The sequence below is a fragment of the Streptomyces pseudovenezuelae genome, from assembly GCF_001513955.1.
Classification (GTDB): domain Bacteria; phylum Actinomycetota; class Actinomycetes; order Streptomycetales; family Streptomycetaceae; genus Streptomyces; species Streptomyces pseudovenezuelae.
On the sequence record NZ_KQ948146.1, the window covers coordinates 575000 to 584362 of the forward strand.

General features: G+C 70.5%; 6 protein-coding genes. 5 read left to right on the forward strand and 1 reads right to left on the reverse strand.

The window, feature by feature from the left end; genetic code table 11:
- Positions 1–671 precede the first annotated feature (671 nt).
- A complete protein-coding gene (locus AQI94_RS14665; RefSeq protein WP_078902651.1) occupies positions 672–2486 on the reverse strand; it encodes an ABC transporter ATP-binding protein in 1815 nt (604 codons plus the stop codon).
- 167 nt (positions 2487–2653) lie between these two features.
- Between AQI94_RS14665 and AQI94_RS14670 the strand changes: the two genes are divergently transcribed.
- The 5 genes from AQI94_RS14670 to AQI94_RS14690 all read left to right on the forward strand — a co-directional run bounded on the left by AQI94_RS14670 (position 2654) and on the right by AQI94_RS14690 (position 9288).
- Entirely contained in the window at positions 2654–5392 is a 2739-nt protein-coding gene (locus tag AQI94_RS14670) for a GH59 galactosidase (RefSeq protein ID WP_225890193.1), read from the forward strand.
- Positions 5393–5610: 218 nt separating this feature from the next.
- Complete coding sequence (locus AQI94_RS14675; RefSeq protein WP_037941632.1) at positions 5611–7341, forward strand: SulP family inorganic anion transporter; 1731 nt, start codon at positions 5611–5613, stop codon at positions 7339–7341.
- Between the two features lie 5 nt (positions 7342–7346).
- Positions 7347–8186, forward strand: a complete 840-nt coding sequence (locus tag AQI94_RS14680) for a hypothetical protein (protein ID WP_062229755.1) — start codon at positions 7347–7349, stop codon at positions 8184–8186.
- The gene (locus AQI94_RS14685; RefSeq protein ID WP_225890194.1) at positions 8183–8713 is read left to right on the forward strand and encodes an RDD family protein; all 531 of its coding nucleotides are present in this window, start codon (positions 8183–8185) and stop codon (positions 8711–8713) included. Before AQI94_RS14680 ends, AQI94_RS14685 begins: the two co-directional genes overlap by 4 nt.
- Before the next feature lie 29 nt (positions 8714–8742).
- A complete protein-coding gene (locus tag AQI94_RS14690) occupies positions 8743–9288 on the forward strand; it encodes a hypothetical protein (RefSeq protein WP_031053995.1) in 546 nt (181 codons plus the stop codon).
- Positions 9289–9363: the final 75 nt, after the last annotated feature.

A 9363-nucleotide genomic window follows, 5' to 3' on the forward strand; every position in this document is an offset into this window, starting at 1 on the left:
GTACGTTCCGCCGGACTCTCGAGTTGTTCAGGAACCCACTGAAACCTCGGATGCTCCCCGCACCCGAAGCCCCCCTCGGGTTCCAAGAACCAACCACCCCCGAGACTGACGCCGAGACGTTTCTGCTCAGTGTCCGCAGTGTCAGACCCATAGATCACTATTTGTCGCCCCGTGTCCCACGATGGGCAGCAAGGTCAATCTAGACCATCAAGACCCGTCCGCAAGGGGGCATGTGTGGAATATGTGCTTACGATTTGAAGATGAGGCAGTGGAGTCGTCACCGCTGCACACGCTTCGGTCGCCGAGGCAGTCCCCGTGACCTGCGAAGACAGCAGTCTCGGGTTGCAGGACGGTATCCCTCGGAGTGACCGCCGGGCGGCGCGGCCGATCAAGACCCCGCCGACGGAAGGCCAAAAAACGCCTCATCCGAGCCCGGCACGCTGCCTTCGGCGTACGGAGCGGGGTGAGAAGGGGGCAGAAGTGGACACGAACCGGCTCGGTTCGGCCAGAGCGCGGAAACCGGCCCCGCCGTTCCCGCCAGTGCGGCTGAAGTCCGCCGGTCCGGCCGACATCCACCGTTGTCACCGTGCGGTCATGCCGCTTCGGAGGCCGGGGGCGCCCCGCGCAGGACGCCCCCGGTCACCTGACCCCCTTGCCTCCACTCGCCCCGTTCAGTGCAACTCGGCCTCCACGGGGTCGTCTTCGAGGAACCCGCCCGACTGGTGGTGCCACAGTTTGGCGTACGGGCCGTCCAGGGCGAGCAGTTCCTGGTGGCTGCCCTGTTCGACGATCCGCCCGCGGTCGAGGACGACGAGCTGGTCCATGCCCGCGACCGTGCTCAGCCGGTGGGCCACCACGAGCGCCGTCCGTCCCTCCATGAGCCGCCACAGCGCCTCCTGGACCAGGATCTCGCTCTCCGAGTCCAGCGCACTGGTCGCCTCGTCGAGCAGCAGGATCGGCGCGTCGCGCAGGATCGCCCGGGCGAGGGCCACGCGCTGGCGCTGCCCGCCGGACAGCTTGACGCCGCGCTCGCCCACGAGGGTGTCGAAGCCCTCCGGCAGCGCGTCGGCGAACTCCGTGACGTGGGCCGCCTCGGCCGCCCGGCGGATCTCGGCTTCGGTGGCGTCCGGCCGGGCGAAGGCGATGTTGTCGCGCAGGGTGCGGTGGAACATGGCCGGGTCCTGGGGGACGTAGGCCATCAGACCGCGCAGGTCGGTCTGGCGCAGTCTGCTGATGTCCTGGCCGCCGATCAGGATCCGGCCACCCTCGATGTCCTGCATCCGCAGCAGCAGTCGGGTGAGTGTGGTCTTGCCGCCGCCGGACCGGCCGACGAGCCCCACCTTCGTCCCGCCGGGCACGACCAGATCGAGCCCCTCGAAGAGCCGCTCGGCGCCCGCGTGGGAGAAGTTCACCCGCTCGAAGCGGACGTCGGCGCCCCCGGGCAGCAGCGGCTCGGGCGACGGCGGGTCGAGCACGGTGGGGGGTGTCAGCAGCAGTTCGGTGAACTGCGCCGCCTCCGTCATCGAGCTCTCCAGGCGACGGTAGATCTGGTTGAACTCGAACATGATCCGGGTCGCGTTGGAGTAGTAGGTGAAGGCGACCACGACGGCCTCGACGCCGTGTTCGCCCCCGCCGAGGGCGACCGCGAGCAGCAGCCCCAGGGCGTTGGTCAGCACGGACATCGGCGCGACGAAGGTGTCGATGCGCAGGTTGCCGTAGTCCCACGACCTGAGCATGAGCCGGCGGGAGACCGCCACTCGGGAGCGGTGCTCGGCGGCCTCGCGCGCCTCGGCGCCGAACGCCCGGACGGTGTCCATGTTCATCAGGCTGTCGGCGACATGCCCGGACACCCGGGCGACCGCCGCCTCGCGCTCGGCGACCAGCGCCTGACGGCGCCGGATGAGGGGCGCCGCGCACAACGCCGTCACCACGATCATCGTCAACAGCCCGACGACGAGCAGCGGTTCGTAGCGCCACAGCACCACCGAGCCGAACAGCAGCGGTACGACGTTGCCCACGATCTGGAAGGCCAGCGTGTCGACGAACGGCTCGAAACGAGTGGCGAAGCTCAGGACGCGCTTGGTCAGTGACCCCGCGAAGTTGTCATGGAAGAACGTGGCGTCCTTGGCGAACAGTTCGTCCATCCCGATCACGTACAGGTGCTCGATGCCGAGGGCGTCGAGGCGGTTCATGCAGTGCAGGGCGACCCGCCACAACATCTCCGCGAGCAGCAGGACCCCGGCGAACCCCAGGACGTGCGGCAGCGCCGAGCCGACGGTGACCTCGTCGCCGTCGGCGATGTCGCCGGCGAGCTTCGCGACGATGAGCGGGGCGATGTAGTTGAGACCGATGCCGCCCAGCGCGAACAGCAGCATGGCGGGAGCCGTCAGCCATCGAAGCCGGGCCAACTCCCGTCCGTAGTAACGGAGTGCGAGGAGCACCGCGCCCTTGCGCGGCGTGACTTTCTCTAGCTCAGGCGTCTGCATCCTAACCCTGTGTGTATGGGGAGTAGCGGTCCGAGTTCGGCAGTGTCCCGCGGTGGCACCCTGGCGGTCCACGCGTTTTCCGGCAGCTCACGCCTGCTGGGGCGGCCAAATCTCAAGTGACGCAAGGGGATTGACGTAGAAAGCGCTTGCCACCTACGGTCCCCCGAATGGGTATGCAGCGAAGATTCGGATGGGCCTCGCTCGCCACGGCGACCACCATGGCACTGGCGGCAGGAGTGACCTCGGCACCGGCCGCCCGCTCCGCGGACGATCCCGTGCGGATCGTGGTCGACGGGAACGACGTACGCGCCGACAACGTGAACGGCCTGACCTACAAGGGCCTCGGCCTGCTCAGCTGCAACAGCACGAGCAATCTGCTGATGGACTACAAGGCGGAGCACCCCGGGCGTTACTGGCAGCTCGTCAAAGTCCTGTTCGGCGGGAGGAACCCGCTCATCAACCACGTCAAGGTCGAGATGGGTTCGGACACGAACACCTCGACCGGTGCCGATCCCGCGACCATGCGCACGGCGGACGAACTCGCCGACGCGTCCCGCTCCCCCGGCTTCCAACTGGCCGCCGACGCCAAGACGGTGAACCCGAAGCTCAAGGTCTCGATCCTGCGCTGGGTCATGCCCCAGTGGGTCCAGACCGAGTGGAACAAGGGCACCGGCACCGACGAGATGTACAAGTGGTACAAGGAGACGATCCTCGACGCGTACCAGAAGTACGGGTACATGGTCGACTACGTGAATCCGGACACCAACGAGACCACGAAACCCGACATCTCCTTCGTCAAGTGGTACAAGAACGCACTGGTGAACGACACCGACTTCGCCGACCCCCGCTACGGCCTGACGCCTCGTCAGCAGCAGGCCGCCGCGAAGGCGTACCACCGCATCAAGATCGTCGCCTCGGACGAGAACACCACGAAGAACATCGGTCCGGCGATGCTCACGGACACCGAACTCTTCGGCATGGTCGACGCGGTGGGCTACCACTACACCACCGAGGACCGGCTCGACGGCACCCCGGACAGCGCCACCTACCGGCCCTACGCGAAGCTGGCGACCGGCGACAACGCCCAGGGCCAGGACAAGGAGGTCTGGTACAGCGAGGGCGTCGGCTCCTTCGGCTGGACGGACTACCGGGTGGCCAACACCGAGGGCCCGGGCGGCGCGAGCACCGGGATCGGTGGCGTGCAGAGCGCCCTCGACATCGCCAACCGCTCCGTGAAGAGCTACGCCAACTCCAGGCGGAGCCACTACATCTTCCAGCCGGCCGTCGGGGCCTTCTACGAGGGCGCCCAGTACAGCCACAAGGAGCTGGTCAGCGCCCGCGACCCGTGGTCCGGGAGCATCCACTACGACGCCGCCGTCTACGTGATGCAGCACTTCACCCAGTTCGCGCGGACCGGCTGGGAGAACGACACCAACACGGCAGGCATCTGGCGCACCGTGCCGGAGGCGAGCTACAGCGGGGTGAGCGGCACCGAGAACGTCGACGGCTCGAACGGCGCGCCCAGCTACATGACGCTCGCCGACCCGAAGAAGCGGGACTTCTCGACGATCGCTGTCAACGACAGCGACATGACGAAGAGTTATCGCATCAAGGCCGAGAACATGGACCTGGGCGACGATCCCACCATGGAGGTCTGGGAGACCCGCGCGGCGGACCCCGGCCAGGCCTACGACGCGAACTTCAAGCACCTCGCCGCCGAGCTGCGTCCCGACGGCGACGGATACTACGGCTACACGGTGAAGCCGCGCTCGATCGTCACGTTCACCACGCTCGACCGCGGCCACGACAAGGCGACGCGACAGCGCCTGCCCGGGACGGCGGCCCGCACGGTGCTCGACACCGACGCGTCCGGCAAGCGGCACGACACCCGCGACTCCGTCCTGTACGCCGACGACTTCGGGTACCGGGAGGAGCGCCCGGTCGCGGTCGGCACGGACAACGGGGCCCGCATGGTGTCCCGGTCGTACCTCACCTCCCGCGGCAACCAACCGCGTTACCTGGTCGACCAGACCGGGGCGTGGGAGGTCGGCAAGGACGCCGACGGCGACAACGTGCTGTACCAGTACCTGGACCAGTCCATGAAGGACACCGGCGCCTGGAACCGCAACACCCCCAACACCACGGTGGGCGACTTCCGCTGGGAGAACTACAAGGCCTCGGTCGACGTCTCCTTCCCCGACCCGCAGGGCGGCCTCGCCACCTTGGGCGTACGCCAGCAGAAGGGCATGGCGGCGACCGACGCGGCGTACAGCCTCGGGATCGGGCCGGCCGGCAACTGGACCTTCTTCAGGTACGGCACGGCGCTGCGCACCGGGACGGTCGCCGCGTCCGAGGGGTACCGCCTGGCCGTCGAGGCCAGGGGCGCGACCGTCACCGCGTACGTCGACGGACAGGCCGTGGTCACGTACGAGGACCCGGCGCCCGTGACCGGGGGCCGCGTCAAGCTCGGCACCGACTTCCACCGGACCGCGTTCGACGACCTGAGGGTCGAGAAGGTGGCCGGATACACCCCGTACGCCACCGCGCTGATCGACAACATGGACCGTTCGGTGGCCTACGACGGCACGTGGAGCCGGAACGCCGCCCTGGGCGACGCGATGAACTGGTACCGCACGACGTCGACGAGCGGCACGGCCGGCGCGACCGTCACCGTCCCGTTCCGCGGCACGGGCATCGACGTCATCGGCGGCAACGACGGCAGTGCGGTCCTCGACGTCTCCGTGGACGGCCGGCCGGCCGCCGTGGACGCGAGGACCACCGCCACCGACAAACGCCAGGTGACGTACTCGCTGCGCGGACTGCCCGACGCCCGGCACCGGGTGACATTCACCCTGAGGTCGGGGAAGCTCGTCCTCGACGCCTTCACCACGATCTCCGGAGAGTGAACGGGACGTCCTGAACAGCGGGCCCGGGCGCGCCGTACCGGCCCGTGACCGCCGGGTCACCCGCGCGGGGTGAGGTCGCGCGGGCGCGAGCGTCGGATCCTTCGAGGACACGGCGATCCGGGTCCGCGGAAGGGCCGTGGCGAGATCGGGAAGGGCGGATGGACGGCCGAGACACGCGGGGACAGGCCACGGCCACCGGGCAGGACTCCCGGGGGGCCATGGCCTGGCTGCGGGCCGTGCCGGGGGTCAGGGCCCTCACGGGGTACCGGCGCGAGTGGCTGAGCAAGGACGTGGTGGCGGGAATCGCCCTCACGACCCTGCTCGTGCCACAGGGCATGGCGTACGCGGAACTCGCCGGTCTGCCCCCGATCACCGGGCTGTACACCACGATCCTGTGCCTGCTCGGCTACGCGGTGTGCGGGCCCTCCCGGATCCTGGTGCTGGGCCCCGACTCCTCGCTCGGGCCGATGATCGCCGCGACCGTGCTCCCCTTGATCGCGGCGGACGGCGACCCCCGGCGGGCGGTCGCCCTGGCCTCGATGCTCGGGCTCATGGTGGCCGGGATCATGATCCTCGCCTCCGTGGCCCGGCTCGGTTTCATCGCGGACCTCATCTCCAAGCCGACGATGATCGGTTACATGAACGGTCTGGCCCTGACCATCCTGATCGGCCAGCTGCCCAAACTGCTCGGATTCAAGGTCGACGCGGACAACCTGGTCGGCGAGTGCGCCGGACTGGTGCGCAAGCTGGCCGACGGCGCCACGGTGCCCGCGGCGGCCGCCGTCGGCGTCTCGGGGCTGGTCCTGATCCTGCTCCTGGAGCGGCTGCTGCCCAAGGTGCCCGCCGTGCTCGCGATGGTCGCCCTGGCGATCCTGGCGGCCTCGGTCCTCGACCTGCACGAGCACGGCGTCTCTCTGGTCGGCCCGCTGCCCGAGGGCTTCCCCCCGTTCACGGTTCCCGACGTACGGGCCGACGACCTGGTCCCGCTGCTCGCGGGCGCCCTCGGGATCGCCGTGGTGTCGCTGGCCGACACCATCTCCAACTCGTCGGCGTTCGCGGCCCGCACCGGACAGGAGGTGCGCGGCAACCAGGAGATGGCGGGGGTCGGGGCGGCGAACCTCGCGGCCGGGCTCTTCCAGGGCTTCCCCGTCAGCGCGAGCGGCTCGCGTACCGCCGTCGCCGAGCGCACCGGCGCGAAGACCCAGCTCACCGGCGTGGTCGGCGCGGTCCTGATCGTGCTCATGCTGGTGCTGGTGCCGGGCCTGTTCCGCAACCTCCCCCAGCCCGCCCTGGCCGCCGTGGTCATCGCGGCGTCCCTCTCGCTGGCCGACATTCCCGGCGCCGTACGGCTGTGGCGGCAGCGCCGGACCGAGTTCCTGCTGTGCGTCGCCGCGTTCGCCGGTGTCGCCCTGCTCGGTGTGCTGCCCGGCATCGCGATCGCGGTCGGGCTGTCCGTCCTCAACGTGTTCCGGCGCGCGTGGTGGCCGTACAACACCGTGCTGGGAAGGGTGCCGGGCCTGGAGGGGTACCACGACATCCGCTCCTACCCCGGCGCGGACAGGCTGCCGGGGCTGGTGATCTACCGGTTCGACGCACCGCTCATCTTCGCCAACGCCAAGAGTTTCCGGGACGAGGTGCGGCAACTGGCCGGGACCGATCCGCGACCGCGCTGGATCGTCGTCGCCGCGGAGCCCATGACCGACGTGGACACCACCGCCGCGGACGTCCTGCACGACCTCGACACTGCGCTCGCCGTCCGCCACGTCCGTCTGGTGTTCGCCGAACTCAAGGACCCGGTACGGCGGAAGATCGAGGCCTACGGGCTCACCCGCACCTTCGATCCGGACCGGTTCTTCCCCACCGTGGAGGCCGCCGTCACCGCCTTCAGCCGCAGCACCGGAGCCGAGTGGGCCGTCGGCTCCGACACCCGACCGCTCGACCCGAGGTGAGGCGGATGGTCACCACCGACAGGGGGGCCGCCGCGAAGGCGGCACGACTGGCCGTGGGGCTGGTCGATCTCGCCGCGCGGGCCGTCGCCGACACCGCTCGGGACACGGCACACGCACGGACCCGGGGCGCCACCGCCGTACCGGACGCGGCGCTCGGCCTCGTACTGGAGCTGCGGCGCCGGTCGTCGTGGGTCCTGACGGTCGCCGGTGCCGTCGCCGTGCCGGGCACCCGCGCCGCGGTGCGCCTGCTGGTGCCCTCCGGTGCCGCCGACGCCGTCGGCCGGCGGGTCGCCCGCTGGAGCGCGCTCGGCGCGGCCGAGCGACTGCGGGCCCGCGACGAGGCGGCGCTGCGCACCCGAGCGCTGGTACGGACGGTCGCCGCCGCCGTCGTCGACGAGATCGACCTCGACGCGGTGGCCGACCGGCTGGACGTCGACCGCGTCGCCGCGCGCATCGACCTGGACGCCGTGCTGGACCGGGTGGACCTGGACAGCGTCCTCGACCGCGTCGATCCGGACGCGGTCGTGGCCCGTGTCGACCTCGACGGTGTTCTCGACCGCGTCGATCTGGACGCCCTGCTCGCCCGTGTCGACCCGGACACCGTCCTCGCCCGCGTCGACCTCGTGACGTACGCCGAGTCGGTTCTCGACGAGCTCGACCTCGGCCGGGTGGTCCGGGACACCGGAGGAAGCATCACCGCCGAGACGCTGGACTCGTTCCGCGAGCAGAACGCCCGTGCCGACCGGCTCGTGCAGCGGATCACGGACCGGCTGCTGCATCGGGCCGGCACGTCGGGAGCGAACGGGCACCCGGACGGTCCGGCCGCACCGGTGGAGCCACCGTGACCGCCCCGTCCCGCACCCGTCGTCCGCAGGAGATCCAAGGAAGTCCCGCGGGGCTCGTGTCGCGCACGATGGCGGCCGCCGTCGACACCTTCGTGGTGCTGGGGATCCTCCTCGCCGTCCAGTCCGGTTACGCCGCGGCACGCGCCGTGCTGACCGGCCGGCCCTTCGCCTTCCCGGACCCCGGCCCCGGCTTCACCGTGGCCTTCGGCTACGCGGTCCTCGTCGGCTACCTCGCCGCCGGCTGGGTCTTCGGCGGACGCACGGTCGGGGACCAGCTGATGGGCCTGCGGGTGACGGACGGTTCGGGGCGGCGCCTCAGGTCGGGCACCGCCCTGCTCCGGGCCGTTCTGTGTGTCGTCCTCCCCGTCGGGCTGCTGTGGATCCCGGTCAGCCGGCACGGCGCGTCGTTGCAGGACGCGGTGACGGGCAGCGCGGTCGTGCACGACTGGTACGGCGGCACACACGGCCGTTCGGCGGGCTCACCTCCTGCGGGTGAGGCGGAGGACGGGCGTGGCCGTATGGGATGAGCCGGGGGCCGGGGGAAGGGAGAAAGACCATGGCGACACTCGGGCCGGTGCAACTGCTGACCATCGAGTTCGGCCCCGACGCGGCGTTCGAGGGCCGCGTTCTGGAGGAGTTGGGGGTCCTGGAGAGCAAGGGACAGATCCGGGTCCTGGACGTGCTGTTCCTGCAGAAGGAGATCGACGGCGACACCCTCGGACTCGACTACGGGTCTGAGGGCATGGGTGAGACCGTCGAGGCCCTCCTGGGTCTGACACCGCGCATCCCGGACGCGACCGGCGGCGCACCGGAGTACGGCCCCGGCACGAAGGCGTTCGGGTTCACCCCGAACGACCTCAGGGCCCTGGCGGACGAGCTCCTGCCGGGCACGGCGGCGGCCTTCGTCCTGCTGGAGCACCTGTGGGCCAAGCCGCTGCGCGAAGCCATCAGGGAGGCGGGCGGACTGCCCGTCGCGGAGGGGTTCCTCACACCTCAGTCCCTGGCACCGGTGGCGGCCGAACTGCTGGCGACGACACAGACCGTCGACGACCTGACAGCGGCACAACAGGCCTCCGGCCGCCTGACCGCGCGGACATGGTGACGTAGCCCCGCGTGGCCCGCTCGTTCCGGCCGGGAGCACCCCGCCCCCGGCCGGAACACCGCGCGCACGGGAGGG